21 protein-coding genes are annotated in these 24,986 nt (G+C 66.5%); 14 read left to right on the top strand and 7 right to left on the bottom strand.

The annotated features are described in order from the left end of the window. Positions 1–21 precede the first annotated feature (21 nt). From recC to WDB71_RS13680, 5 genes are all read left to right on the top strand, one after another. Positions 22–3,387, top strand: coding sequence for an exodeoxyribonuclease V subunit gamma (gene recC / locus WDB71_RS13660; protein ID WP_341502145.1), 3,366 nt, complete (start codon positions 22–24; stop codon positions 3,385–3,387). After that, a complete protein-coding gene (gene recB, locus WDB71_RS13665; RefSeq protein WP_341502146.1) occupies positions 3,384–7,007 on the top strand; it encodes an exodeoxyribonuclease V subunit beta in 3,624 nt (1,207 codons plus the stop codon). The genes recC and recB overlap by 4 nt, the downstream gene beginning before the upstream one ends. After that, positions 6,997–8,904, top strand: a complete 1,908-nt coding sequence (recD, locus tag WDB71_RS13670; protein ID WP_341502147.1) for an exodeoxyribonuclease V subunit alpha — start codon at positions 6,997–6,999, stop codon at positions 8,902–8,904. Before recB ends, recD begins: the two co-directional genes overlap by 11 nt. A gap of 416 nt (positions 8,905–9,320) precedes the next feature. Then, positions 9,321–9,722 carry a GFA family protein gene (locus tag WDB71_RS13675; protein WP_341502148.1) on the top strand — a complete coding sequence of 134 codons (402 nt, stop codon included), beginning with the start codon at positions 9,321–9,323 and terminating at the stop codon, positions 9,720–9,722. A gap of 86 nt (positions 9,723–9,808) precedes the next feature. Beyond that, positions 9,809–10,336 carry a transposase gene (locus WDB71_RS13680; protein ID WP_341502149.1) on the top strand — a complete coding sequence of 176 codons (528 nt, stop codon included), beginning with the start codon at positions 9,809–9,811 and terminating at the stop codon, positions 10,334–10,336. 202 nt (positions 10,337–10,538) lie between these two features. Here WDB71_RS13680 and WDB71_RS13685 read toward each other — a convergent pair whose 3' ends face one another. Next, entirely contained in the window at positions 10,539–10,988 is a 450-nt protein-coding gene (locus WDB71_RS13685) for a hypothetical protein (RefSeq protein ID WP_341502150.1), read from the bottom strand. 226 nt (positions 10,989–11,214) lie between these two features. On the opposite strand from WDB71_RS13685, the gene yjjJ reads away from it, so the two are divergent. The 3 genes from yjjJ (at position 11,215) to dbpA (ending at position 14,432) form a co-directional block, all read left to right on the top strand. After that, the gene (yjjJ, locus tag WDB71_RS13690) at positions 11,215–12,522 is read left to right on the top strand and encodes a type II toxin-antitoxin system HipA family toxin YjjJ (protein ID WP_341502151.1); all 1,308 of its coding nucleotides are present in this window, start codon (positions 11,215–11,217) and stop codon (positions 12,520–12,522) included. Positions 12,523–12,751: 229 nt separating this feature from the next. Further along, entirely contained in the window at positions 12,752–12,955 is a 204-nt protein-coding gene (locus tag WDB71_RS13695; protein WP_341502152.1) for a cold-shock protein, read from the top strand. Between the two features lie 88 nt (positions 12,956–13,043). Continuing rightward, complete coding sequence (gene dbpA, locus WDB71_RS13700; protein ID WP_341502153.1) at positions 13,044–14,432, top strand: ATP-dependent RNA helicase DbpA; 1,389 nt, start codon at positions 13,044–13,046, stop codon at positions 14,430–14,432. A 3-nt stretch (positions 14,433–14,435) separates the two neighbouring features. Here the strand turns inward: dbpA and WDB71_RS13705 are convergent, their stop codons facing one another. Beyond that, positions 14,436–15,128 carry an alpha/beta hydrolase gene (locus WDB71_RS13705; protein ID WP_341502154.1) on the bottom strand — a complete coding sequence of 231 codons (693 nt, stop codon included), beginning with the start codon at positions 15,126–15,128 and terminating at the stop codon, positions 14,436–14,438. Between the two features lie 62 nt (positions 15,129–15,190). Continuing rightward, a complete protein-coding gene (locus WDB71_RS13710) occupies positions 15,191–16,429 on the bottom strand; it encodes a DEAD/DEAH box helicase (RefSeq protein ID WP_341502155.1) in 1,239 nt (412 codons plus the stop codon). Between the two features lie 179 nt (positions 16,430–16,608). On the opposite strand from WDB71_RS13710, the gene WDB71_RS13715 reads away from it, so the two are divergent. Next, the gene (locus tag WDB71_RS13715; protein WP_341502156.1) at positions 16,609–18,321 is read left to right on the top strand and encodes an alkaline phosphatase D family protein; all 1,713 of its coding nucleotides are present in this window, start codon (positions 16,609–16,611) and stop codon (positions 18,319–18,321) included. A gap of 47 nt (positions 18,322–18,368) precedes the next feature. Here WDB71_RS13715 and WDB71_RS13720 read toward each other — a convergent pair whose 3' ends face one another. After that, on the bottom strand, positions 18,369–18,947 hold the full coding sequence (locus WDB71_RS13720; protein ID WP_341502157.1) for a DUF2807 domain-containing protein: 579 nt from the start codon (positions 18,945–18,947) through the stop codon (positions 18,369–18,371). Between the two features lie 139 nt (positions 18,948–19,086). On the opposite strand from WDB71_RS13720, the gene WDB71_RS13725 reads away from it, so the two are divergent. Next, a complete protein-coding gene (locus WDB71_RS13725) occupies positions 19,087–19,578 on the top strand; it encodes a YgjP-like metallopeptidase domain-containing protein (protein ID WP_341502158.1) in 492 nt (163 codons plus the stop codon). A gap of 64 nt (positions 19,579–19,642) precedes the next feature. Next, positions 19,643–20,038: a VOC family protein gene (locus WDB71_RS13730; RefSeq protein WP_341502159.1), complete on the top strand. Its 396-nt coding sequence runs from the start codon at positions 19,643–19,645 to the stop codon at positions 20,036–20,038. Here the strand turns inward: WDB71_RS13730 and WDB71_RS13735 are convergent. Continuing rightward, complete coding sequence (locus tag WDB71_RS13735) at positions 20,011–20,595, bottom strand: hypothetical protein (RefSeq protein WP_341502160.1); 585 nt, start codon at positions 20,593–20,595, stop codon at positions 20,011–20,013. The genes WDB71_RS13730 and WDB71_RS13735 overlap by 28 nt on opposite strands. Before the next feature lie 320 nt (positions 20,596–20,915). On the opposite strand from WDB71_RS13735, the gene WDB71_RS13740 reads away from it, so the two are divergent. Then, positions 20,916–21,110: a hypothetical protein gene (locus WDB71_RS13740; protein WP_341502161.1), complete on the top strand. Its 195-nt coding sequence runs from the start codon at positions 20,916–20,918 to the stop codon at positions 21,108–21,110. A 145-nt stretch (positions 21,111–21,255) separates the two neighbouring features. Then, positions 21,256–22,053, top strand: coding sequence for a response regulator (locus WDB71_RS13745; protein WP_341502162.1), 798 nt, complete (start codon positions 21,256–21,258; stop codon positions 22,051–22,053). A 185-nt stretch (positions 22,054–22,238) separates the two neighbouring features. Here the strand turns inward: WDB71_RS13745 and WDB71_RS13750 are convergent, their stop codons facing one another. Together WDB71_RS13750 and WDB71_RS13755 are read right to left on the bottom strand one after the other, a co-directional pair. Then, positions 22,239–23,135, bottom strand: a complete 897-nt coding sequence (locus tag WDB71_RS13750; RefSeq protein ID WP_341502163.1) for a DMT family transporter — start codon at positions 23,133–23,135, stop codon at positions 22,239–22,241. A 54-nt stretch (positions 23,136–23,189) separates the two neighbouring features. Next, entirely contained in the window at positions 23,190–23,771 is a 582-nt protein-coding gene (locus WDB71_RS13755; RefSeq protein WP_341502164.1) for a TetR/AcrR family transcriptional regulator, read from the bottom strand. A 138-nt stretch (positions 23,772–23,909) separates the two neighbouring features. Here WDB71_RS13755 and WDB71_RS13760 point away from each other — a divergent pair, with 138 nt between their 5' ends. After that, positions 23,910–24,953, top strand: a complete 1,044-nt coding sequence (locus tag WDB71_RS13760; RefSeq protein WP_341502165.1) for an alkene reductase — start codon at positions 23,910–23,912, stop codon at positions 24,951–24,953. The last annotated feature ends 33 nt before the right edge of the window (positions 24,954–24,986 follow it).

Genomic DNA, 24,986 nt, shown 5'->3' on the forward strand with positions numbered 1-24,986 from the left:
AGCTTGCCAAAAGGAGGGCGCATGCAGCCGGGTCTTTCCGTCATTCACGCCAACAAGCTCGAGGATCTGCGGGATCTGCTGGTCCAGTTTCTCAAGACCAGTCCCCTGCCGGTGCTGGAAAAGGAGACCTTCCTGGTCCAGTCCAACGGCATGGCCCAGTGGCTCAAGCTGGCCCTGGCCCACGACGAGGGCCTTGGGATCTGCGCCGCCACCGACATGCAGATGCCCGGCCGCTTCCTGTGGCAGGCCTACCGGGCCGTGCTGGGCCAGGGCGCCGTGCCGCCCAGCTCCGTCTACGACAAGCCCCGCCTGCGCTGGCGGCTGCTGCGGCTGCTGCCGACCCTGCTTGGCGATGCCGACTTCGCCCCCCTGCACCGCTTCCTGGACCGGGACCACGACTGCCGCAAGCGCTGGCAGCTGGCCGAGAAGCTGGCTGATCTCTTCGACCAATACCAGGTCTACCGGGCCGACTGGCTCAACGCCTGGGCCGCCGGCCAGGACGTGATCATCAACGGCCGTGGCGAGCCGCAGCCCCTGGACGGGGCCAACCGCTGGCAGGCCAAGCTGTGGCGGGCCCTGGAGGCGGACGTGCCGGCCGAGCTTCGCCACACCAGCCGGGCCGGCCTGCACCAGGACTTCCTGGACGCCTGCGCCGCCCTGGACGCGCGCCCCGCCGGCCTGCCCAGGCGCATCCTGGTGTTCGGCATTTCCTCCCTGCCCAACCAGGTGCTGGAAATGCTCAGCGCCATCAGCCGCCACTGCCAGGTGCTGCTGCTGGTCAACAACCCCTGCCGCCACTACTGGGGCGACATCATCGACGGCCGCGAGCTGCTGCGCATCGAGCGCCGCCGCCACCGCAACAAGCCCGGCCTGGGCTCCGGCGACGAGCTGCACAGCCAGTCCAATGCGCTGCTGGCGGCCTGGGGCAAGCAGGGCCGGGACTACATCGGCCTGCTGTACCAGTACGACGAGCCCGAGTCCTACCGGGACAACTTCCAGAAGATCGACCTCTTCGACGACTACCAGGGCACGCACCTGCTGGCCCGGCTGCAGCAGGACATTCTCGATCTGGAGCCGCTGCCGGCCGCGCCCAGAACCCTGGCCGAAGACGACCAGTCGCTGCAGTTCCACATCGCCCACAGCCGCCAGCGGGAGCTGGAAGTGCTCCACGACCAGCTGCTGGCCCTGTTCGAACAGTACCAGGCCAGGGGCGAGCGCCTGCGCCCCAGGGACATCATCGTCATGGTGCCGGACATCGCCCAGTACGCCCCCCACATCGAGGCGGTATTCGGCCAGCTGGACAGGCGTGACCCCCGCCATATCCCCTATACGCTCTCCGATCGCACCGAACGCAGCTTCAACCCCATGCTGCTGGCCCTGGAGCGGCTCCTGGAGCTGCCCCGCTGGCGTTTCGGGGTCTCGGAGATCCTCGATCTGCTGGACGTGCCGGCGCTCAGGGCCCGCTTCGACCTCAGCGAAAGCCAGCTGCCGCTGCTGCGCCAGTGGGTGGAGGGGGCCGGCGTCCGCTGGGGCCTCAACGGCGACCAGCGCGCCCGGCTGGACCTGCCGGACTGGGAGGAAAACGGCTGGCTGTTCGGCCTGCGCCGCATGCTGTTGGGCTACGCCGTCGGCGACGGCGAGCCCCTGGCCGGCATCGAACCCTATGACGAAGTGGCCGGCCTGGACGCCGCCCTGGTGGGCCCCCTGGCCGATCTGCTCGCCGTGCTGGAACGGCACTGGCGGGCCCTGTGCGAGCCCGCCACAGTGGACGACTGGTGCCAGCGGCTCCAGGCGCTGCTGGCCGACTGCTTCGCGCCCCAGTCGGAGCAGGACACCCACACCCATAGCCGCCTGCTGGAGCTGCTGGATGCCTGGCAGGACGACTGCCACCAGGCCGGCCTCAGCGAGGCCCTGCCCCTGAACGTGGTGCGCGAGGCCTGGCTGGCCGGCCTGGACGACAGCGGCCTTAGCCAGCGTTTCCTGGCCGGCGCCGTCAACTTCGCCACCCTGATGCCCATGCGCGCCATTCCCTTCAAGGTGGTGTGCCTGCTGGGCCTGAACGACGGCGACTACCCGCGCAGCCAGCAGCCGGTGGACTTCGACCTCATGCACCTGGCCGGCCAATACCGGCCCGGCGACCGTTCCAGGCGCGAGGACGACCGCTACCTGTTCCTGGAGGCGCTGCTGTCGGCCCGGGACCGGCTCTACCTGTCCTGGCTGGGCCGCAGCGAGCAGGACAACACCGAGCGGCCGCCGTCGGTGCTGCTGGGCCAGCTGCGCGACCATATCCAGGCCGGCTGGGCCCTGCCGGGCGGCCGCAAGGTGCTGGAGCAGCTGACCCGGGTCCACCCGCTGCAACCCTTCAGCCGCAACTACTTCGACGGCTCAGGCCCCTTCACCTATGCCGCCGAATGGCGGGCCCAGCTGGAGGCGCCGGAAGCGGCCATCGGCGAGCTTGCCTTCCAGGCCCTGACCGAGCCCCTGACCCTCAAGGCCTTGGGCGCCTTCCTGCGCCAGCCGGTGCGGCTGTTCTTCAACGAGCGCCTGAAGATCTGGTTCGACGACGCCTCAGCGGCCCCGGGCGACGAGGAACCCTTTGCCCTGGGGGGGCTAGACCGCTACCAGCTGGCCGACGAGCTACTCAGCCAGGCCCTGGCCCAAGGCCCGGAGGCCATAGAGCCGACCCTGGCCCGCCAGCGCCGCCGCGGCCAGTTGCCCGCCGCCGCCTTTGCCGAGCTGGCCCAGGCCGAGCTCACCGAGCCGGCCCGGGCCGCCTTTGACAACGCCAGTGCCCTCCTGGCCCGCTTCCACCAGCCGGTGGCCGCCCTGGAGCTGGATCTGGCCCTCGGCGAGGGGCTGTGCCTGCAGGACTGGCAGGGCGAGCTGCGCCGGGACGACACCGGCCAGCTGGCCCAGCTGCTGCTGCGCCCCGGCGAGCTGGCGCCCAAGGGCAAGGTCAAGTACCACCACCTGCTGCGGCCCTGGGCCCGGCACCTGGCCCTGTGCGCCGCCGGCCATGGGCCGACCACCCTGGTCAGCGGCGCCGATACCGTGCTGGCCCTGCGCCCCCTGGCCCAGGCCCCCGCCCTGGCCCACCTCAAGGCCCTGGCCAAGGCCTACCAGGCCGGCCTCAACCAGCCGCTGCCCCTGCCCCAGGCCGCCGCCTTCGCCTACCTGGAGGCCCTGGCCAAGGGCGAGGAGCAGGCCCTGGCCAGGGCCGCCAGCCGCTACAACCACGACGACTTCAACGGCACGGGTGAAGTGGACAAGGATCCCTACCTGGCCCGGGCCTTCCCGGCCTTCGAGCAGCTGGACGGCGACGCCTTCCAGGCCCTGGCCAAGGATCTCTACCAGCCCCTGCTGGATTGCCTGGAGGAACACAGGTGAGTTTCGAGCCCCTCAAGCCCCTGGCCTTTCCCCTGCACGGCAGCCGCCTGATCGAGGCCAGCGCCGGTACCGGCAAGACCTACACCATCGCCGCCCTCTACCTGCGCCTGGTGCTGGGCCACGGCGGCGCCAACGGCCACGGCGCACCCCTGACGCCGCCGCAGATCCTGGTGGTGACCTTCACCGAGGCGGCCACCCAGGAACTGAAAGACCGCATTCGCGCCCGCCTCACCGAGGCCGCCGCCGTGTTCGGCGGCGCCGACACCACGGATCCGCTGCTGCACAGCCTCAAGGCCGATTTCGACCCGGACGCCTGGCCCGGCTGCGCCCGCCGCCTGACCCTGGCCGCCCAGTGGATGGACGAAGCCGCCATCCACACCATCCACGGCTGGTGCAACCGCATGCTGCGGGCCCATGCCTTTTCCTCCGGCAGCCTGTTCAACCTGACCCTGGAAACCGACCTCAGCGAGCTGCTGGATCAGGCCATCAAGGACTACTGGCGCCGCCACTACTACCCCCTGGGCCCGGACCAGCTGGCCCCCATCCAGGCCCTTTGGCCGACCCCGGACAAGTTCAAGGAGGCGGTGCGACCCTGGCTCGGCCTGGCCGAACCCCTGGCCGGCGACCTGGGCCCACTGCTGGCCGAGCAGCAGGCCCAGCGCCTGGAACAACTGGCGCCGCTCAAGGCCCAGTGGCGCCAGTGGCTGCCGGAGGTGGCCGAGCTGCTGGAGCAGGCCCTGGCCGCCAAGGTGCTGAGCGGCAACAAGGTGCGCAAGGGCACCTTGGAGAAGTTCCTCAACGGCCTCGGCGACTGGCTGGCCGACGAACACCGGCTCAGGCCGGAGCTGCCCGACAGCGCCTGGAGCCGCTTCACCCCGGACGGCCTGGCCGACGCCGCCAACAAGGGCAAGGCGGCCCCACAGCACCCGGCCTTCACCGCCCTGGCCGAGCTGCCGCAACAACTGGACGCCCTGCCCCAGGACCGGGAGCTGCTCATCCGCCACGCCGCCACCTGGATACAACAACGCCAGGAACAGGAAAAGCACCACAGCGCCACCCTGGGCTTCGACGACCTGCTGACCCGGCTGCAGGGCGCCCTCGGCGGCGACCAGGGCCAGGCCCTGGCCCAGCTGATCCGCCAGGAATACCCGGTGGCGATGATCGACGAATTCCAGGACACAGACCCCACCCAGTACGGCATCTTCGCCAGGGTCTATGGCCTGGGCCAGAGTTCAACCAGCCCTGACGAGTCAGTACATGAGCAGTCTGAGGCAGGCAGAACCGGGATTTTCCTGATCGGCGACCCCAAGCAGGCCATCTACAAGTTCCGCGGCGCCGACATCTTCACCTACCTGCAGGCCAAGACCGACACCGCCGGCCGCCACTACACCCTGGGCCGCAACTACCGCTCCACCCAGGCACTGGTGGCCGCCGTCAACGGCGTCTTCGAGCAGGGCGAGCAGCACCCGGACGGCGCCTTCCTGTTCAAGGACGCCATCCCCTTCATCCATGTGGATGCCCAGGGCCGTAAGGAAGTGCTGACCATTCAAGACAAGCCCCAGCCGCCGCTCACCGCCTGGCAGCTGGACACGGACCAGCCGGTGGCAACGACCCAGTACCGCAGCGCCCTGGCCGACAGCTGCGCCAGCAAGATGGTGCGGCTGCTGAACCTGGGCCAGCAGGGCCAGGCCGGCTTCGACAGCAAGGGTGAGTTCGAGCCGCTCAGGCCCAAGCACATGGCGGTGCTGGTCCGCGCCAAGACCGAGGCCGACGCCATCCGCGCCGCCCTGGCCGAGCGCGGCGTCCAGTCCGTGTACCTGTCCGACAAGGAATCGGTGTACCAGAGCCAGGAGGCGGTGGATCTGCTGGCCTGGCTCAGGGCCAGCGCCGAGCCCGAGAACCACCGCCTGCTGCGGGCCGCCCTGGCCACCCCCACCCTGGCTCTCGACTGGGCCCGGCTGGACCAGCTCAACAGCGACGAGCTGGCCCTGGAGGCCCAGGTGGAAAGGCTCAAGGGCTACCAGGACAGTTGGCGCCACCAGGGGCCCCTGCCGCTGGTGCGGGCCTGGCTGAAGGACTTCCAGGTGCCGGGCCGCCTGCTGGCCAGGCCGCTCGGTGAGCGATCGCTGACCAACCTGCTGCACCTGGCCGAGCTGCTGCAGCAGGCCGCCACCACCCTGGACGGCGAACAGGCGCTGATCCGCCACCTGGAGGCCCACCTCAGCGACGCCGGCGGCCAGGAGCAGATCCTGCGCCTAGAATCCGACGCCGATCTGGTCAAGGTGGTCACCATTCACAAATCCAAGGGCCTGGAATACCCCCTGGTGTTCCTGCCCTTTATCTGCGGCTTCCGCCCCGAGGAAGGCAAGGGCGAGTTCGTCAGCTACCACGAAAACGGCAGACGCCGCCTGGATCCCCACAAGCACCCGGACAGCATCCAGAAGGCCGACCGCGAGCGCCTGGCCGAGGATCTGCGCCTGCTGTACGTGGCCCTGACCCGGGCCAAGCACGCCTGCTGGCTGGGCCTGGCCGCCATCAAGGGCCGCGGCAGGGACAGCGCCCTGCACAAGAGCGCCATCGGCCAGCTGCTGGGCGGCGGCCAACCCCTGGATCCCCAGGCCCTAAGTGAGCGCCTGCAAGCCTGGCAGGCCGCCATCCCCGGCCTGGTGGTCGAGGCCCTGCCGGACGCCAGCGACGACGGTTTCCTGCCCAGCGACCAGGGCCAGCCCCTGGGCCAGGCCCGCACCTTTACCGGCCCGGTGGCGGAAAACTGGTGGATTTCCTCCTACTCGGCCCTGAAGCTGGCCGAGGGCGAACGCATCGCCGCCGATACCGCCCAGGGCGAGCAGCTGCTGGAAGAGCGCGAAGAACCCAAGATCAGTCCCAGGGCCAGCACCGGCGACGACATGCACCACTTCCCCCGCGGCCCGGAGCCCGGCACCTTCCTGCACGGCCTGCTGGAATGGGCCGCCGAGCATGACTTCAAGCCGGATCCGACGGAGCTGGCCGAGATGCTGCGCCGCCGCTGCGCCCTGCGCGGCTGGGAAAAGTGGGCCCAGCCCCTGGACCGATGGCTGCAGCACTACCTGTCGGCGCCCATGACCCTGCCGGTGGGCGATCCCGTGGCCCTGTCGGGGCTCAAGGCCCACCAGGCGGAGATGGAGTTCTGGTTCGACGCCCACCGGGTCGATCTGGCCGCCCTGGACCGCCTCATTGCTGCCGAGGTGCTGCCGGGCCGGAGCCGACCGGCGCTGACCCCGGGCCTGCTCAACGGCATGCTCAAGGGCTTCATCGACCTGGTGTTCGAGCACCAGGGCCGCTTCTTTGTTGCCGACTACAAGTCCAACTGGCTGGGCGAGGACGACGCCGCCTACGGCCAGGAGGCCATGGCCCAGGTGGTGCTGGATAAGCGCTACGACCTCCAGTACGTGCTCTACTGCCTGGCCCTGCACCGGCTGCTGAAGGCCCGCCTGGGGCCGGACTACGACCACGAGCGCTACTTCGGCGGCGCCCTCTACCTGTTCCTGCGCGGCCAGGGCTGCTTCTGCGACCGGCCCGGGCCGGCGCTGCTGGCGCGCCTGGACGCCCTATTCGCCAAGGAGGCCGACCATGATGCCTGATCAGCTGCACGACCTGCTGGACGCCTGGGTGGAGCGGGGCTGGCTGCGCCGCCTGGACCGGGCCCTGGTGCGCTTCCTGCGGGATCTGGACGCCGAAGCCAGCCCCCTGGTGCTGCTGGCCGCCGGCCTCTGCTCCCACCAGCTCGGCCGCGGCCACATCTGCCTGGACCTGGCCGCCACCCTGGCCGATCCCGACGGCGCCCTCAGCCTGCCGCCGGAAGGGGACTTCGGCGAGGAGCTGCCGACCCTGCCATCCCGGCTCCTGGCCGGCCTCCAGCTCAGCGACTGGCTGGCCGCCCTGGCCGCCTCGCCCCTGGTGGACCAGGGCCCGGGCAGCCAACCCCTGGTACTGAGCGGCAACCGCCTCTACCTGCGCCGCTACTGGCAGTACGAGCAGCAGCTGGCCGGGCAGCTCCGCAGCCGCCTGGCCGAGCCGCTGGTGCTGCCGGATGACCTCAAGGCCCGCCTGGACGCCCTGTTCCCGGCGACAGACGAGCCGGACTGGCAGCGCATCGCCTGCGCCCTGGCGGTAAGCGGCCGCTTCACGGTGATCACCGGCGGCCCCGGCACCGGCAAGACCACCACTGTGGTGCGCCTGCTGGGCCTGCTGCAGCAGCTGGCCATGGACGGCGGCCACAAGCTGCGCATCCAGCTGGCCGCCCCCACCGGCAAGGCCGCCGCCCGCCTCACCGAATCCATCGGCGGCGCCCTGGCCCGCCTGGCGGTGCCGGATGCGGTGCGCGCCGCCATCCCCACCGAGGTCAGCACGGTGCACCGGCTGCTGGGCAGCATTCCCGGCAGCCGCCATTTCCGCCATGACGCCGGCAACCCCCTGCACCTGGATCTGCTGGTGGTGGACGAGGCCTCCATGGTCGACCTGGAGCTGATGGCCCAGTTGCTGGACGCCCTGCCCCGGCATGCCCGCCTGGTGCTGCTGGGCGACAAGGACCAGCTTGCCTCGGTGGAGGCCGGCGCCGTGCTGGGCGACCTCTGCGAGGGCGCCGAGGCGGGCCTTTACCATGCCGACACCCTGGCCTGGCTGGCGCCCCTGGCCGGCCACGACCTTGGCGCCTATGGCGGCGACGGCCCTGGACTTGCCCAGCACAGGGCCATGCTCCGCAAGAGCCACAGGTTCGGCGAGCGCTCCGGCATTGGCCAGCTGGCCCGGGCCGTCAACGCGGGCGATAAGGCGGCGGTGCAGCAGCTGTGGCAGGCGGGCTACGCCGATCTGGCCCGGCTCGACCTCAACCGCCCCCGCGCCCTGGAGCAGCTGGTGGTGCAGGGCCACAACGGCGGCCCCGGCTACGGCCATTACCTCAAGGTGCTGCGCGACCACCCCAGGGACGACAGGGACGCCTGGGCCAGGGCGGTGCTGGCCGCCTTCGGCGACTTCCAGCTGCTCAGCGCCTTGCGCAAGGGCCCCTGGGGGGTGGAAGGCCTCAACGAACTGGCCGCCCAGGCCCTGCACCAGGCCGGGCTGATCCCGGCCACTTCCGGCTGGTATGAGGGCCGGCCGGTGCTGGTCAGCCGCAACGACTACCACCTGGGGCTGATGAACGGCGACATCGGCATCGCCCTGGAGGTGGAAGGCCTGCTGCGGGTGGCCTTCCTGCTGCCGGACGGCGCGGTGAAGTGGGTGCTGCCGTCGCGGCTTTTGGACGTGGACAGCGTCTACGCCATGACGGTGCACAAGTCCCAGGGCTCGGAGTTCGCCCACACCGCCCTGGTGCTGCCGGAATCCCTGAACCCGGTGCTGACCCGGGAGCTGGTCTATACCGGCATCACCCGGGCCAGGGAGCGCTTTACCTTGGTGGCGCCGGAGCCTGGGCTCTTGGCTGCTGCCGTGGAGAGGCGGGTGGTGCGATCGTCGGGGTTGCGGGAGGCACTGTACGACTAAGAGCTGGTGTCCCCCCGGCAAGATGCCCTTCGTAGGGTGGGTTAGCGCAGCGTAACCCACCGTGCATTTCCTTTTTCACGCTGCTTTATTAGCTTTGAACTGCATTTTTCGAGATCCGCTGCGCGGGGCGTGACTTTCTTGCACCGCCAAGAAAGTCACCAAAGAAGGCGGTCCCGGTTCAAGTGGCCTTCGGCTACCCTCGCGTCGATGCTTCTTGCCGGGGCTCGGGCCAGACTCGCTTCCCTGCTCGGCTGGCCCTAAGCCGGCATCCATGCCGGCTTGCCCCTATCGCACCATCGCCACTCGGCACTCTCAACGGGCGATCTTGGCCGCTGCGCGGCCATTAGCAGGTGACTACAAGCTATGGCAATGTAAAGGCACACCACCTTGGGGATGGCCTGTAGGGAGCAGAGGAAATGGAACAAAAGATGGCAGGCGGCTGCCTGTGCGGGGCCTTGCGCTACGAAATCGCCGGCAAGCCCTTCGATGCGGATTACTGCCATTGCCGCCAGTGCCAGCTGAACACCGGTTCGGTGTTCGGGGTCTGGATGGACCTGAAGGCGGTTCAGGTGACCTGGCTCAGCGGTGAGTTGAAGGAATACGCTTCGTCCGAGGATGTACGCCGGGGTTTCTGCCCCGACTGCGGCACGGCAATGAGCTACCGCAGCACCCAGTATCCGGACTACTACACCCTGGCCATCACCACCCTGGACGACCCCAACCAGATCAGCCCCAGCTACCATATCCATACCGACGGCCAGCTTAAATGGCTGCACCTGGCGGATGACTGCCCACGCCATCCACAAAGCCGATCGTAAAACCAACGTAGGGCGTCAATAAGCGCAGCGCATTGCGCCGTATTGAAGTAATTGCGCCGTATTGATGTGCGGCCAATACTCGGAACATGCCCGATTACCGCAGAGTGTGGCTGCCCGGCGCCACCTACTTTTTCACCGTCAACCTGCTTCGCCGCCAGGGCAATAACCTGCTGGTGAGGCATATCGACCTGCTGCGACAGGCCGTGCTTCAGGTTAAACACCGCCACCCTTTTATCATCCACGCCTGGGTGGTGTTACCCGACCACCTCCATTGCATTATCGAGTTGCCCCAAGGCGACTGCGACTACGCTACCCGGTGGCGTCTCATCAAAGGCGGCTTTTCCAGGCAGTTGTCAAAAACCGAGCGTCGTTCACCGGTCAGGCTTCATCGAAGGGAGCGGGGGATTTGGCAAAGGCGGTATTGGGAACACCTGATCCGCGACCAGCGTGATCTCGCCAACCATATGGATTACATCCATTACAACCCGGTGAAGCATGGCCTGGTCAACCGAGTTGTCGACTGGCCGTACTCCACCTTTCATCGCCATGTTCGTCTTGGCGTGTATCCCAAGGATTGGTGCGGTACAGGCGATGCATTGGAGTTCGAGGATTAACCAATCCGGCGCAATGCGCTTTGCTTATTGCGCCGGATTCAATGGCCGCGCAGCGGCCAAGTAATCCCTTATGAGCAGCTGAGGTGGAGCGAGCGTAGGGCTGCGATTAGGGGAAGGGCTTTTGGTGACTTTTGGCCCGTCAAAAGTCACGTCCCCCGCAGCGCAACCTCGAAGAAAGCAGCTTGAATCCATAACCATCTCCCTACTCCATCCCCTCAAACTCGGAACACACCCTGTCCCGCTCCGCCACCTTGCCCTTGTCGCCCATGGCCTCAAGGCGCAGATCGCCGCAGCGGCGCTTGATGTCGGCTTTATTGGGGTCGTCCCGGCCGTAGTCGCTGACCTCGGCTATCACTGGCTGGTATTGGGCGGCGGCGCGGCAGTACATGTTGCGATAGCGGTCGTGGTCCACCTGCTGGCACAGCAGGGTGAAGAGCTTCTTGGCGCTCTGGGTGCAGCGGCTGTGGCGGGTGGCGTCCTGGTATTGGTCGAAGCACACCGACCGGGGGTCGATGCGCCAAAGCTGGTGGGTAAAGCGGATGATCTGCCCCTCGAAGGGCACGGCCTTGCTGACCACGCTGGTGTTCATGCCGTCCAGCAGGTGCTGGGTGATCAGCTCGGAGGGGATTTGCAGTATTGAGGCCAGGCTCATATGGTTCATCCTTGAACAATCCTCAAGTCATTGAGCCTTAAAGCAACAGGCAGGTCAATAAGTAGCCGCCATCATAGCTGCTACCGCTACCATGGCCCTCCTGAGTATCCATTCAACAAGGCGCAAAAATCTCCTCATTTCCGTGAAGGTTCTTGCGACAACATATTGATAAAACTAGAATCAAGCTCAGATAAAACCATTCAAGAATTTATTCAAAAATTAATTCATGAGCGATCAGATCCGCCCGCTGCTACGGGGGCAATACCGCACTGCTCCTGAGTTGGCCAAGCTCACCGGCTTGAGCCAACCAACCCTGTCCCGGCGGCTGCGCGAAATGGGAGACGAGCTGCTGCGGGTAGGAAAGGCCAGGGCCACCCGCTATTACCTGCGTCGCCCCGTCGCAGGGCAGGCGCAATGGCCCCTGTACCGGGTCGATGTCTCGGGCAAGGCGGCGCTGCTCACCACCTTGCACGCCGTCTATCCCCAGGGCTACCTGGGTATTGCCCCTTCGGGCCAATTCGACTATTTCGAGGGGTTGCCCTGGTGGCTGGCCGATATGAGGCCCCAGGGCTTTATGGGCCGGGCCCTGGCCAGGTCACTGGCGGCCGGCATGCCGCTGTCTCCCGACCCCAGGGACTGGAGCGACGACGATACCCTGCTGGCACTGAGCCGGGAGCCCAGGGAGGCCATCGGCAACCTGCTGGTGGGAGACAAGGCCTATCAGCAGTGGCTGGCGGAAGCACCTCAACCAGTGGCCAAAGCCGCTTTGCCGGAGCTGGCCCGGCAGGCCATGGCCGGTATGCCGGCCGGTTCATCTGCCGGCGGCGAGCAGCCCAAGTTTGCCTGTTACCTGGAAGGTTGCCATTGCCTGGTCAAGTTTTCCGCTCCCCTGGACAATGCCCCGGCCCGGCGTTGGGGAGATCTGCTGGTGTGCGAGTCCCTGGCCCTGGCTCAGCTCGCCGAGGCGGGACTGAGCTGTGCCCAAAGCCGCCTGTGCCGCCTGGAGCGGCGGCAGTTCCTGATCAGCGAACGCTTCGATCGCCTGGGTGACCACGGCCGCCAGGGACTGGTTTCCCTGGCCATGCTGGACGCCCAATTCGTCGGAGAAGCCCTGTGGGAGTGGCCGGCGCTGGTAGCGGCCTTGGCAGACCAAGGTGTCGTCGACCTAGATGCGCTAGAAGACGTCACCAAGGCCTGGTGCTTCGGCCGCCTCATTGGCAACAGCGACATGCACAACGGCAATCTTTCGTTCCTCTACGACGGGCGAAAGCCACTGGCCCTGGCACCTTTTTACGATATGTTGCCCATGGCCTTCGCCCCCAATCGCATGGGTGAAATGGCCACGGCCCCCCTTGATGCCAGCCTCGACGCCTCGGTCGGCGGGGAGTCTTGGCGCTGGGCTTGGCAGCAGGCCATGGCCTTCTGGCGCAGGGTCAGCGCCGACGACAGGATCAGCCCGGATTTCCGCCTGCTTGCCCAGGACCAGCAGGCGCTGCTGGACGGTTACAGGGACAGGATCTGGCGCATGGCCTGAGCCCCCCTTGCCCTTATCCGGCAGGAAAAAGACGGGACAACAACAAAAAACAAAGAATTAGATTGACTCCCGCCAGAAAGTGGTTACTATTTGCGCAGCTTGAAAGTACCGTTGTTTATGCATTCCATTTCGACGTCCCTTCGTGACCCGGTCTGTCGTTCATAAGTAGCACTTCCAGCAACACCGCCCCTACAGGGCTTTATTTATCAAGATCAATAGGATGACTCTTATGTCTACTACCGGCACCGTTAAGTGGTTCAACGAAGAAAAAGGTTATGGCTTCATCGCTCAGGACAACGGCCCTGACGTATTCGCCCACTTCCGCGCCATCCAAGGCGACGGCTTCAAGACCCTGAAAGAAGGCCAGAAGGTCGAGTTCACCGTGACCCAGGGCGCCAAAGGTCCCCAGGCCGAGAACATCGTCGTTCTGTAAGCCGACACCAAATTTAAGAACAAAAGGGCAAGGCCGACGGGTCTTGCCCTTTTTCTTGCTCCAACCCCGTATTTTGTAGGATGCCCCCTTGAGCCAACCCGATTTCGCCACCCTGAACCTGGCCCCCGCCCTGCTGGGCAACCTGGCCACCCTGGGCTACACCACCATGACCCCCATCCAGGCCCAAAGCCTGCCGCCCATGCTGGCGGGCCGGGACGTCATCGCCCAGGGCAAGACCGGCTCCGGCAAGACCGCCGCCTTCGGCCTGGGCCTGCTGAGCCGGCTCAACGTCAAGCGCTTTCGCATCCAGTCCCTGGTGCTGTGCCCGACCCGGGAGCTGGCCGACCAGGTGGCGGTGGAGATCCGCCGCCTGGCCAGGGGCATCCACAACACCAAGGTGCTGACCTTGTGCGGCGGCATGCCGTTCGGCCCCCAGGTGGGCTCCCTGGCCCACGGCGCCCACATCATAGTGGGCACCCCGGGCCGGGTGCTGGACCACCTCAGCCGCGGCACACTGGTGCTGGACGAGCTCAACACCCTGGTGCTGGACGAGGCCGACCGCATGCTGGACATGGGCTTCCAGGACGCCCTGGACGCCATCATGGCCCACGCCCCCGGCAACCGGCAGACGCTGCTGTTCTCCGCCACCTACCCGGACGAGATCAAGGCCATTGCCGGGCGCATCATGAGCAAGCCGGTGCAGGTGCAGGTGGCCGCCAGCCACGACGGCACCAGCATCAGCCAGCACTTCCACCTGCTGGCCGAAGGCGGCAGCCGCATCGACGCGGTGCGCCTGCTGCTGGCCAGGCACAAGCCGGAGTCGGCGGTGGTGTTCTGCAATACCAAGAAGGAAACCCAGGAGCTGGCCGACATCCTGGCCGGCCAGGGCTACGGCGCCCTGGCCCTGCACGGCGATCTGGAGCAGCGCGAGCGGGATCAGGCCCTGGTGCGCTTCGCCAACAAGAGCGTGTCTGTGCTGGTGGCCACCGACGTGGCGGCCCGGGGCCTGGACGTGCAGGATCTGGATCTGGTGGTGAACTACCACCTGGCCCACGACCCCGAGGTGCACGTGCACCGCATCGGTCGTACCGGCCGGGCCGGCAGCAAGGGCCTGGCCTGCTCGCTGTACCTGGAGCGCCAGGCCCACCGCATCATCGAACTGGAAGACTACCTGGGCACCAATATCAACCCCAGGCCCCTGCCCCCGGCCGAGCTGCTGGAACAGGCCCCCTACCTCGCCCCCATGGCCACCTTGCAGATCGACGGCGGCAAGCGCCAGAAGCTCAGGCCCGGCGACATCCTCGGCGCCCTGACCAACGACGACAGCATCAGCGGCAAGCAGGTGGGCAAGATCAACGTCATGGACGACTGGGCCTACGTGGCGGTCAGCCGCGAGGTGAAGAAGCGGGCCCTGGACAAGCTCGGCAACAACAAGCTCAAGGGCCGCAGCTTCCGGGTCCGCGCCATAGGCCGCTGAGGGCTAGTCGACGTCCCGGGCCGCCCCTTCGATCAGGGTGGCCACTGCCTCGGGCTGGGAGGCCAGGCTGGCATGGCCGGCGTCCAGCTCCAGCACCTGCCGGGCCTGCATGCGCTCGGCAAACCAGCGCTGGGTGTCGGGGGGGATCATGCGGTCCTGGCCGGACACCTGGTACCAGCTCGGCTTGCTCTTCCAGGCCGGGGCGCCGGCGGCGTCCTCGAAGCAGCGGGCGGCGATGGGTTTCTGGGTCCGGGCCATCACCAGCGCCTGGGTCTCGTCCAGGTCCTGGCAGAAGTGCTCGCGAAACTGCGCCTTGTCCAGCCACAGGAAGCCGTGCTCGTCCGGCCTGATGATGGCGGCGCCCGGGGGCGGCTCCTGCCGCGCCAGCAGCAGCCCAGGCGCCTCGCCTTCGTCCGGGGCGAAGGCGGCGATATAGACCAGGCCCACCACCTTGGCGTCGTTGCCGGCGCCGCTGATCACCATGCCGCCGTAGGAGTGGCCCACCAGCAGCACGGGGCCGTCTATGCCGTCCAGGTGCTGCTTGGTCCTGTGGATGTCGTCGAGCAGGGAGGTCAGCGGCAGCTGCACGGCGCTGACCTCGTGGCCCCTGGCGTGCAGCGCCGCTATCACCTTGGCCCAGTGGGAGGCGTCTCCCCAGGCGCCATGCACCAGCACGATATGAAGTTGGTTGCTCATGATCTGCGTTCCCTTTAGTGGCGGTTGCTCCCTAAAAGGTATAGCCGCCCTGGGCGTAGTCGCTAGAGCGCCGGCTTGGGCATCTTCGGCTTCTTCGGTTTCTTGGGCTTCTTTGGCTTGAGCGGCTTGGGCGGCCTGGATTCGGGCAGGGCGTTGACCGGCTCGAAGCCCTCAACCTGCTGCCTGGGGATGATCTGCTGCACCAGCCGCTCTATGGCCACTAGCTCCTGGGCCTCGGCGGCGCTGACCAGGGACAGGGCCAGGCCTTCCCGATCGGCCCGGCCGGTGCGGCCGATGCGGTGCACATAGTTGGCGGCCACATTGGGCAGCTCGAAGTTCACCACCACCTCCAGGCCGTCCAGATCCAGGCCGCGGGCGGCCAGATCCGTGGCCACCAGCAGTTGCAGCCTGCCGGCCTTGAAGTCATTCAGGGCGCGGGTGCGGGCACCCTGGCTCTTGTCGCCGTGGATGGCGGCCACCGACAGCCCCTTGCCTTCCAGGAAGCGCACCAGGTGGTTGGCATCGGTCTTGGCATTGATGAACACCAGCAGCTGCCGCCAGCCTTCCTCCTGCATCAGCTTCACCAGCAGCGGCCCCTTCTGCTTCTTGTCCACCGGCACCAGCCACTGGCTGACCTTGGTAGCGGCGGCATTGGCCTGGCCCACCGACACCTCCACCGGCTGGTGCAGCAGCTCCCTGGCCAGGGCACGGATGTCATCGGAAAAGGTGGCGGAAAACAGCAGCGTCTGGCGCTTTTTGGGCAGCAGCGCCAGCACCTGGGCCAGCTCGTCGCCGAAGCCCAGGGCCAGCATGCGGTCGGCCTCGTCCAGCACCAGGGCCTGGCAGTGTTTCATGTCCACGGCGTTCCTGCCGGCCAGATCCAGCAGCCGCCCCGGGGTGGCCACCAGGATGTCGGCGCCGCCGCGCAGGGCCAGCATCTGCGGGTTGATCTTGACGCCGCCGAACACCGCCACCGTCTTCAGGCTCAGGTTGCGGCCATGGTCCTTGGCGGCCTGGGCCACCTGCACCGCCAGCTCCCGGGTCGGCACCAGCACCAGGGCCCGTACCTGGTTGCCCTGGCGGCGCTTGTGGCCGGCCAGGCGCTCAAGCAGCGGCAGCAGGAAGGCGGCGGTCTTGCCGGAGCCGGTCTCGGCCGCCGCCAGCAGATCCTTGCCGGCCAGGGCCGGCGGCAGGGCCTGCTGCTGTATGGGGGTGGGCTTGGGGTAGTCCAGGGCTCGGACCAGGGGCGCGGACAGGCCCAGCTCGGCAAAGGTCATTTCAAGGCTCGCGGCGGCAATCATTGGACGGCCATTCTACCGGAGCGCACCGGGCGCCGCTGCCCCTTCTAGCCCTTTCGTCCGGGTTACCGCTGGCGCGCCCTGGGCTATAAGGGACAAGGCGGCCGTCACCTGGCTGACACGGCTTCGTAAGAAAGCCCTGTCACCATGGCCGGTCAACACAACAGGAGGGGACCATAACAATGAGAATCAAGATATTGGCGGCCACCATCGCGGCCCTGGCCACGGGCCAGGCCCTGGCGGCGCCCGAGGTGCACTACGACCAGTGCCGCCAGCCGTTCAGCTACGGCGGCAGCAGCTACCTGGGCACCACCGACAGGGACAACGCCGGGGTACAGTGGTGCTACCTGAAGACGCCCCAGCAGGGCTCAACCTGGGCCGTGGTGCGGGAAGAAAGCATACCGCTGCAAAAGACGGTGTCCGGCACCAACTGCGCCGCCACCAGCAGCTACCTGGGCGAAACCTTCCACGGCTGCTCCACCAGGGGCCACTCCACCTTCTGGTGCTACACCGACGACCAGGGCAGCAACTGGGAGAACTGCCAGGGCGAGGACGGCGGCGAGCTGCTCGGTCATGCCCAGCCCCAGGCCACGGCGCTGGTGGAGACGGTGGCGGTGGGTTCCTGCTTCAAGCAGCAGGGCAGCATGGGCCAGGCCATGGCCAGGCTGACCGCCAGCCAGCCGGATCTGTTCATGTGGCTGGGCGACAACATCTATGCCGACACCACCGACATCAGCACCATGCGCGCCAAGTACGACGCCAAGAAGGCCAACCCGGACTACCGGGCCTTCCTGGAGGCCGGCATCCCGGTGCTGGCCACCTGGGACGACCATGACTTCGGCGCCAACAACGCCGGCGACAACTACCCCAAACGGGCCGAGAGCCAGCAGGAGTTCCTGCGCCATTTCGATGTACCCGCCGACGATCCCCGCTACAAGGGCCAAGAAGGTATCTACAGCGCCCTGATCCAGGGCCCGGCCGGCAAGAGGGTACACAGCATCATGCTGGACGCCCGCTACCACAGATCCCCCACCTTCTCCAGCTACGGCCAGTGCCGGGGTGACGCCTCCACCCTACTTGGCGAGACCCAGTGGGCCTGGCTGGAGGCGGAGCTGGCCAAGCCCAGTGAGATCAAGATCATCGCCTCCGGCATCCAGGTGCTGCCGCCGCTGCATCGGGAGCGCAGCCTGAGCAGTTACTGCGCCTATGGCAACGGCCAGGCCTTCAACGCCGCCGTGGAAAGCCTCGGCGAGAGCGCCCTGTCCGGCACCAGCTACGAGTCCTGGGCGGAGATGCCCCAGCAGCGCGAGCGGCTGCTGCGCCTGGTGCAGAAGGCGATCAACGACGGCAAGGCCAAGCAGGTGATCTTCGTCAGCGGCGACCAGCACTGGGGCGAGCTGCTGCAAAAAGACATCCCCGCCAGCACCGAGCACGGCCCGGCGGTGACGGTATTCGAGGTGACCGCCTCCGGCTTCGGCCAGAACTGGCCCTATGATGTGCCGAACCCGAACCGGCTGCCGGTCTGGGCCGACAGCCAGGGCGACGGCAACTACGGCCAGCAGTGCGTGCTGCCCTTCAAGTACCAGGGGATCAGCTACGATTCCTGCACCAGCCGCGACCATGACAGGCCCTGGTGCTACACCCAGGTGGACGGGAATGGTAATGGCATCGAGGGCCAGTGGGGCAACTGCGCCCCCGAAGGTGCCGCCATCCCCACCGGGCTGGTGGGCAAGGTGCCGGCTGAGCTGGGCGCCGTATCCACCGCCGACCGCCACCTGATCAACAAGACCGGCAGCAACTACGGCCAGATAGACATCGACTGGCAGCAGCGGCGGATCCGCCTGTCCATCCAGAGCGAGACCGAGGAAGTGGCGTCCACCCTGGTGGCCTTCTAACGCAAAAAGGCAGCCAAACGGCTGCCTTTTCATTGGCTCATCCGGGCTTACTCCATGGCCTGGACCTTGCCGCCACCCACTATGGACTTCTGCACCCTGGGGCTGCCCTGGTAGAGCACGGTGCCGCCCTGGGCGATATTGGCATTGAGCTGTTGCTCGGCCTTGACCCTTACCATGCCGCCACCGAACAGGCTGGCCACCACCTGGCGGCTGCTGAGGGCGGTGGCGTCCACCAGGCCGCCGTTGTTCAGGGACAGGCTGAACTGGTGCACCGGCAGGAAGCCGGGCTTGATCACCACCTCGCCACCATTGACCAGCTGCAGGCCATTGAGGGTGCTGGTGCCTATCTCCAGATCCAGCTGCTCGGTGCAATATTCGCCGCAGCCGACCACCAGGGTACCGTCCACCACCTCGGCGCTGAGCTTGGCCAGGCCGCCCGGCTCGCCCACGGCGTGCAGGTAGTGTTTGCCGTAGGGCAGGATCACCACCCGGCCGGCGGTCTTGATGGCCACCTTCTGGAAGGCCGGCATGGCCAGGGTCCTGTCGGTAGCGCCCTGGGAGTCTTCGGTGGAGGCGCAACCACCCAGCAGCAGGGCGGCCAAGCAGAGTTGCAGCAAACGGGTCATTGGTCATCCTTTGAGCAGTCAAGCAATGACTCTAAATTAACATACCTTTAACCAAGATCAATGGCCGTCTGGGCAGCCATGGCAATGAAAAACGCGGTTCTGCTCCCGAAATGGTCCCGAAAGCCCTAAAATAGCGGCCATGCAGCAGCTCAAGTACCTGGCCGGCTATCCGGCCCAGCTCCAGCAACAGGCCCGCCAGCTTATCGACAGCGGCAAGCTGGGCCCGTACCTGGAACGCAAGTATCCCCGGACCAACACCCTCACCAGCGACAAGGCGCTGTTCGAGGAAGTGCAGCGGCTGCGCAGCCGTTTCCTCAGGAATGCCGCCCCCATCAGCAAGGCCTGTTACGACAGCAAGATCCAGGTCATCAAGCACGCCCTGGGCCAGCACCACTATGTGCAGCGGGTCCAGGGTAGCAGGCTCAAGACCAAGAACGAGATCCGCGTCGCCTCCATCTTCAAGGAGGCCCCGGCCGACTTCCTGACCATGATCCTGGTCCATGAGCTGGCCCATGTCCGCGAGAAGGAACACAACAAGGCCTTCTACCAGCTCTGCTGTCACATGGAGCCCGGCTACCACCAGCTTGAGCTGGACATGCGCCTGTGGCTGACCCACAGGGAGCTTGGCTGAACATCTGGGTCTAAGCTGAAAGACGCCGGCATGAAGGCCGGCGTTTTCTGCTGAGGACATCGCGATGAACGACCCCTTTACAACCCACGGCGCCTTCAGCTGGGCCGAGCTGATGTGCGATGACGTGGACAGGGCCAAGGCCTTCTACGGCGAGCTGTTCGGCTGGACCTACGACACCCTGCCCATGCAGGACGGCGAGTACCACGTGGCCATCTGCGGCGGCCAGAAGATCGCCGGCATCATGAAGAAACCGCCCCAGGCGGCGGACATGCCCACCATGTGGGGCAACTATGTGACGGTGCTGGACATCAACCATACCGCCCGCTTCGCCGAGGAGCTGGGCGCCACCATACTGGTGCCGCCCACGCCCATTCCCGGTGTCGGCATCTTCTGCCTGTTCCAGAGCCCCAGCGGCGAGCTCCTGTCGGCCATTCAGTACAAAGAGACGCCGGAGGCCTGATCCCAGGCCGGTGGCGGCGGGGCCACCGGCCTGGTGAGATCGAATTCCATCCGGAAACGCCGGCCGGGCCGGCTCAGGCCATAGCTGAAGTGCTTGCCCGGCTCGATCTCCAGGATCCAGGTATTGGCCACGGCCGCGTCCAGGCCCTGGGCCTTGAACAGGGCCTGGCTGTGGGCATCGGCGGGAAAGGCCTGGCGGCCGGCACTGCCGCTCTCTACCGTATGGCCGCCGTATTGGCTCAGGCGGTCTTCGCTGCCGTCCTGGTGGCGGTGATCATGCTTGAGTTCCAGGCCGTCGCTTGTCTTGCGCAGCACCCAGATCCGCGAGCGGTTCTCGCCCACCTGAAGCGGGATGCGCAGCTCGCTGTCGCTGCAGTCGCGCACATGCATGACGATGCGTGCCTCCCGCCAGTCCTGGTCGGCCGCTTCCGACTCCACCACCCTGGCCTCGAAGGCCTTGCCGCACTGGGCGCCGAGGGCGGCGAAGAATTGCTGCTGGGGCCCGGCCAGGACCAGCGTCGGGAACAGGGCCAACAGACCCAGATTTTTCAAAGACATGATGACATTTCCATGCTTGGAGATGGCCCAGCATAGCGGCTTTTCGCAGGGCCCGCAGCAGCGGCACGAACGACGATTGGCCCGGAATGACCCCGGAAATAAAAATGTCACTAACCCTTAGCGCAAGGGCGGCGCAGCCGGCCAAAACACCAGGGTAAAGCCAACAAAAACAATCGACTGGCAACAGGCAGTGGCGATCAACCAGAAAATGCATTTGAACTCAAATCAATCCAGCTCGAATGATTATTTGGGTTTCACGCTTGATCTCTGACCAGTAGAGAGGGGACAATAAGGATGCATTCTTAGCAGAGGACCTTGTTTTGCATCGCATCGAAGTGGAAAGCATCCAGAGCGATTTTTGTATTTCCAAGATATTCCAGGCCATTCAATGCCAGGATATCGAAGCCAAGGTTCGCGTCGACCGCGACCGAAATGAGCTGCTGATCGCCAGCAGCGAGAGCCGCCAGTGCCTGGTGGAGGCCCTGGCCGACTGCGGCTATCCCGCCGTCAACTGAGCCGGAACCCCATCGCCAGCCGTCTGTGAAGAAGGCTGCCGAAGAGGCTCCCAAGCCGCCCGCCCGGGCGGCTTTTTCATTCAGGGCTTGTGCCGGCGGCAAATGTGCCGACAATGGGTTAATCGAATGTAACAAGAATAAGCAGATGCACAGCCTGTCTCCCGCCGATCTCGTGATCCTGCTGGTGGAACCCTCCGCCACCCAGCGCCGTATCATCAGCAACAACCTGGCCGAAGAGGCCGTCCACCAGGTGGACTGCGCCACCGGCCTGGCCGACGCCCTGGCCAGGCTGGCCGAGAGCCGGCCTGATCTGGTGCTGAGCAGCCTGCATTTCGAGGACGGCAGCGCCCTGGAGCTGGTCCGGGCCATGGGCCGGGATCCGGAGCTGGCCAAGGTGCCCTTCATGCTGGTGACCAGCGAGCAGCGCCCTGCCCAGCTGGAGGCCTTCAAGCAGTCAGGGGTGGTGGCGCTGCTGCCCAAGCCGTTCAGCCGCGAGCAGCTGGGCCGGGCCCTCAACGCCACCCTGGATCTGCTCAGCCCGGACGAGCTGGAGCTGAGCCATTTCGACGTGCAGTCATTGCGGGTACTGGTGGTGGATGACAGCCGCCTGGCGCGCCGTCACATCAAGAGGGTACTGGAGAACCTGGGGGTGAGCCGGATCACCGAGGCCGAAGACGGCGCCCAGGCCCAGCAACTGCTGGGCCTGCATATGTTCGATCTGGTGGTAACCGATTACAACATGCCCCATGTCAACGGCCGGGAGCTGGCCGAACACATCCGCAGCCAGAGCCAGCAGTCCCACCTGCCGATCCTGATGGTGACCAGCGAGGCCAACGGCGCTCACCTGGCCAACATCACCCAGGCCGGCATCAATGCCATCTGTGACAAACCCTTCGAACCCATGGTGGTCAAGGAAATGCTGTACCGGCTGCTTAACGACTGATGCCTGCCCGGCATCAATGCCACCTGTGCCCGATACAAGCCCCTTCGACCCCATGGTGGGCAAGGAAATGCTGTACCGATTACTGAACGACTAACGGCCGGCGAAGGGCCATCCATGCCCGATACAAACCCCTTCGACCCCGTGGTGGTCAAGGAAATGTTCGGCTGCTTAACGACTGATGGCCGTCAGCGACTGACGATCAGCATGGTGCCGGCCACGGTCAGGGCGGCGCCTATCCAGGCCCCGGGAGCCGGCGCCCGCCTCAGCACCAGCCACAGCATGGGCAGCACCAGCACCGGGCTCACCGAGCTGAGCATGGCCACCATGCCCACGTTGCCATGGCGCAGCGCCAGCAGGATCAGGGTCATGCCCACCCCCATGGACAGGAAGGCGTTCAGGGCCACCAGGCCGAACACCTTGGCGTTGATGGGCTGCAGGGCCCTGGCCAGGCGGGCGCCGGAGCACAACAACACCATGTGAGCCACAAAGGCCGCCGACATCCGCATCGCCGAGGCGGACACGGCATCGATATCCCCTTCCATCACCGGCTTGACGATCAGGGTCGCCAGGGCCTGGCAGCAGGCCGCCACCAGTCCCAGGGCGATGCCCACCGCCTTGGAGCCGTTGTCCGCCTCCCAGGCGTGATCGTCGCCGCCGCGCTTACCGAAGAAGATGGCGCCCATGACCCCGGTCACCAGCAGGCCACAACCCACCAGGGTCCAGCCCACTATGGTTTCACCGAACACCAGGTAGGCCAGCACGGCGGAAAAGAGCGCATGGGTGGCGAACAGCACCCCGGAGCGGCGCGGCCCCAGCCGGTTCATGGCCGCGAACAGGGCGGTATCGCCGATGAAGATGCCGATCAGCCCCGACAACGCCATCACCAGGCTGTCGTCCGCCTGCAGGCTCTGCCAGCCGCCGCTGGCCAGGGCCAGGGACCACAGCATCAGGGTGACGCAGGCCATGCGCCAGCGGGAAAAGGCGAAGGCGCCCAGGTGCCGGGCCGCCGAGGCGGACAACAGGCTGGACACCGCCCAGCAGGTAGCGGCCCCCAGGGCCAGGTAGTCGTAGGAAAGTGCCATGGCTGTCGGTAACGGGTTCTGAGGCCGCCTAGTGTAGGGCCTGGGATAAGGCGATCAAGCCTTAAGCGGCAGGCTGGCCAGCAGGCGCTCGGCGCAGTCCCGCAGCGCCGCCTCGCCGGGATGGGTGTGGGCATAGGTGCGCAGGCCGTAGACACCGACCAGGAAGAAGCGGGCCAGGGACTCCACCTGGGCATCCGCCGGCAGCTCGCCCCGCTCAAGGCCCCTTTCCATGGCCTGGACCACCCTGTCCTCCAGGCCGGTGAGCAGCTGGCACAGCTTGGCGGCGATCTCCTCGTCGTTCTCCGCCAGCTCCTGCAGGGTCTTGGTGAGCAGGCAGGACAGCTGATCACAGCACAGCAGTTCGGCCAGCATGCCGTCCAGGTAGTTGCGCAGGCCCTGGCCCAGGGATACCTCCTGGAAACAGCCTTCCAGGGCCTGGTGGCGCTGGTCCACATAGTGATCCACGGCCGCCAGCAGCAGGCCCCGCTTGTTGCCGAAGGCACCGTACAGGCTGCCCGGATGCAGGCCGGTGGCCCTGGTGATGTCGGCCATGGTGGTGGCGTTGAAGCCCTTGAGCCGGAAGGCCTGCATGGCCTGGGTCAGGACCTGATCGCGATCGAAGCTGGCGGTGCGCACTGTGTTCTCCTGTTCGAAGCGGCCATTCTAGCCCCTGTAACCCCTTAGAACCAATTCTTGAACGATGATTCAAAAACATTCTTGAACAGTAATTCAAGAAACTCTATTTTGAGCAGGCATTCAAGACTTGGAGTTCCCATGAGCACCGACAGCCTGTTCCAGCCCTATGCCCTGAACGACACCCTGACCCTGAAAAACCGCATCGCCATGGCCCCCCTGACCCGCTGCATGGCCGGCCCCGGCCTGGTGCCGACGGCCGAGATGGCCGCCTATTACGGCCGCCGCGCCGACGCCGGTCTGATCATCTCCGAGGCCACCATCATCCGCCCGGACGGCCAGGGCTACCCCAACACCCCTGGCCTGTTCAGCCGCGAGCAGCTCGACGGTTGGAAACAGGTGACCGCGGCCGTACACGAGCAGGGCGGCCTGATCTTCAACCAGCTCTGGCACGTGGGCCGCCTGGCCCATCCCCACTTCACCGGCACCGAGCCTGTGGCGCCCTCGGCCCTGGCCCATGAGGGCACTGTGCCGCGCATGCGCGAGCTGACCTACCAGGTGCCCCGGCCCCTGACCGTGGAGGAGATCCGCGAGCTGGTGGACGACTATGCCAAGGCTGCCGGCAACGCCATCGAGGCCGGCTTCGACGGCGTCGAGATCCACGGTGCCAACGGTTATCTCATCGACCAGTTCCTGCACCATGCCAGCAACATCCGTGACGACGCCTATGGCGGCAGCCCGCAGAACATGGCCCGCTTCGCCCTGGAGGTGGTGGACGCGGTCATCGCCGAGATCGGCGCCGACCGGGTCGGCCTGCGCCTGTCCCCCGGCGCCTATGTGCATATCGAAGGCGACGCCCGCGACCGCCAGGTGTTCGACCACCTGCTGGCCGAGCTGGAAAAGCGCAACCTGGCCTACCTGCACCTGGGCATCTTCGACGACGGCCTGACCTTCGACTACCTGGATGGCCGTGCCAGCGACTACCTGCGCCGCCATTACCGGGGCAGCCTGATGGGCGTCGGCGGCCTGAGCCCGGAGACGGCCGCCGAGGCCATCAACGACGGCCGCTTCGATCTGGCCGCCATAGGCCGCCCCTTCATCGCCAACCCGGACTATGTCACCAGGGTGCAGCGCCAGGCGCCGCTGGTCCGCTACGACGAGTCCATGCTGGCCGAACTGGTCTGAGCCACAAACCCACAAAAAAGCCCGCCGATTGGC

The organism is Gallaecimonas sp. GXIMD4217 (assembly GCF_038087665.1).
Classification (GTDB): Bacteria; Pseudomonadota; Gammaproteobacteria; order Enterobacterales; family Gallaecimonadaceae; genus Gallaecimonas.

Bases quoted from the DNA above. Each gene is read 5' to 3' on its own strand.
- WDB71_RS13760 (WP_341502165.1), top strand. From the start codon at position 23,910: ATGAGCACCGACAGCCTGTTCCAGCCCTATGCCCTGAACGACACCCTG.
- yjjJ (WP_341502151.1), top strand. From the start codon at position 11,215: ATGAGCGATCAGATCCGCCCGCTGCTACGGGGGCAATACCGCACTGCT.
- recD (WP_341502147.1), top strand. From the start codon at position 6,997: ATGATGCCTGATCAGCTGCACGACCTGCTGGACGCCTGGGTGGAGCGG.
- WDB71_RS13715 (WP_341502156.1), top strand. From the start codon at position 16,609: ATGAGAATCAAGATATTGGCGGCCACCATCGCGGCCCTGGCCACGGGC.
- WDB71_RS13720 (WP_341502157.1), bottom strand. From the start codon at position 18,947: ATGACCCGTTTGCTGCAACTCTGCTTGGCCGCCCTGCTGCTGGGTGGT.
- WDB71_RS13710 (WP_341502155.1), bottom strand. From the start codon at position 16,429: ATGATTGCCGCCGCGAGCCTTGAAATGACCTTTGCCGAGCTGGGCCTG.
- recC (WP_341502145.1), top strand. From the start codon at position 22: ATGCAGCCGGGTCTTTCCGTCATTCACGCCAACAAGCTCGAGGATCTG.
- WDB71_RS13685 (WP_341502150.1), bottom strand. From the start codon at position 10,988: ATGAGCCTGGCCTCAATACTGCAAATCCCCTCCGAGCTGATCACCCAG.
- WDB71_RS13745 (WP_341502162.1), top strand. From the start codon at position 21,256: ATGCACAGCCTGTCTCCCGCCGATCTCGTGATCCTGCTGGTGGAACCC.
- WDB71_RS13705 (WP_341502154.1), bottom strand. From the start codon at position 15,128: ATGAGCAACCAACTTCATATCGTGCTGGTGCATGGCGCCTGGGGAGAC.
- WDB71_RS13735 (WP_341502160.1), bottom strand. From the start codon at position 20,595: ATGTCTTTGAAAAATCTGGGTCTGTTGGCCCTGTTCCCGACGCTGGTC.
- WDB71_RS13680 (WP_341502149.1), top strand. From the start codon at position 9,809: ATGCCCGATTACCGCAGAGTGTGGCTGCCCGGCGCCACCTACTTTTTC.
- WDB71_RS13695 (WP_341502152.1), top strand. From the start codon at position 12,752: ATGTCTACTACCGGCACCGTTAAGTGGTTCAACGAAGAAAAAGGTTAT.
- WDB71_RS13750 (WP_341502163.1), bottom strand. From the start codon at position 23,135: ATGGCACTTTCCTACGACTACCTGGCCCTGGGGGCCGCTACCTGCTGG.
- WDB71_RS13675 (WP_341502148.1), top strand. From the start codon at position 9,321: ATGGAACAAAAGATGGCAGGCGGCTGCCTGTGCGGGGCCTTGCGCTAC.
- WDB71_RS13730 (WP_341502159.1), top strand. From the start codon at position 19,643: ATGAACGACCCCTTTACAACCCACGGCGCCTTCAGCTGGGCCGAGCTG.
- WDB71_RS13725 (WP_341502158.1), top strand. From the start codon at position 19,087: ATGCAGCAGCTCAAGTACCTGGCCGGCTATCCGGCCCAGCTCCAGCAA.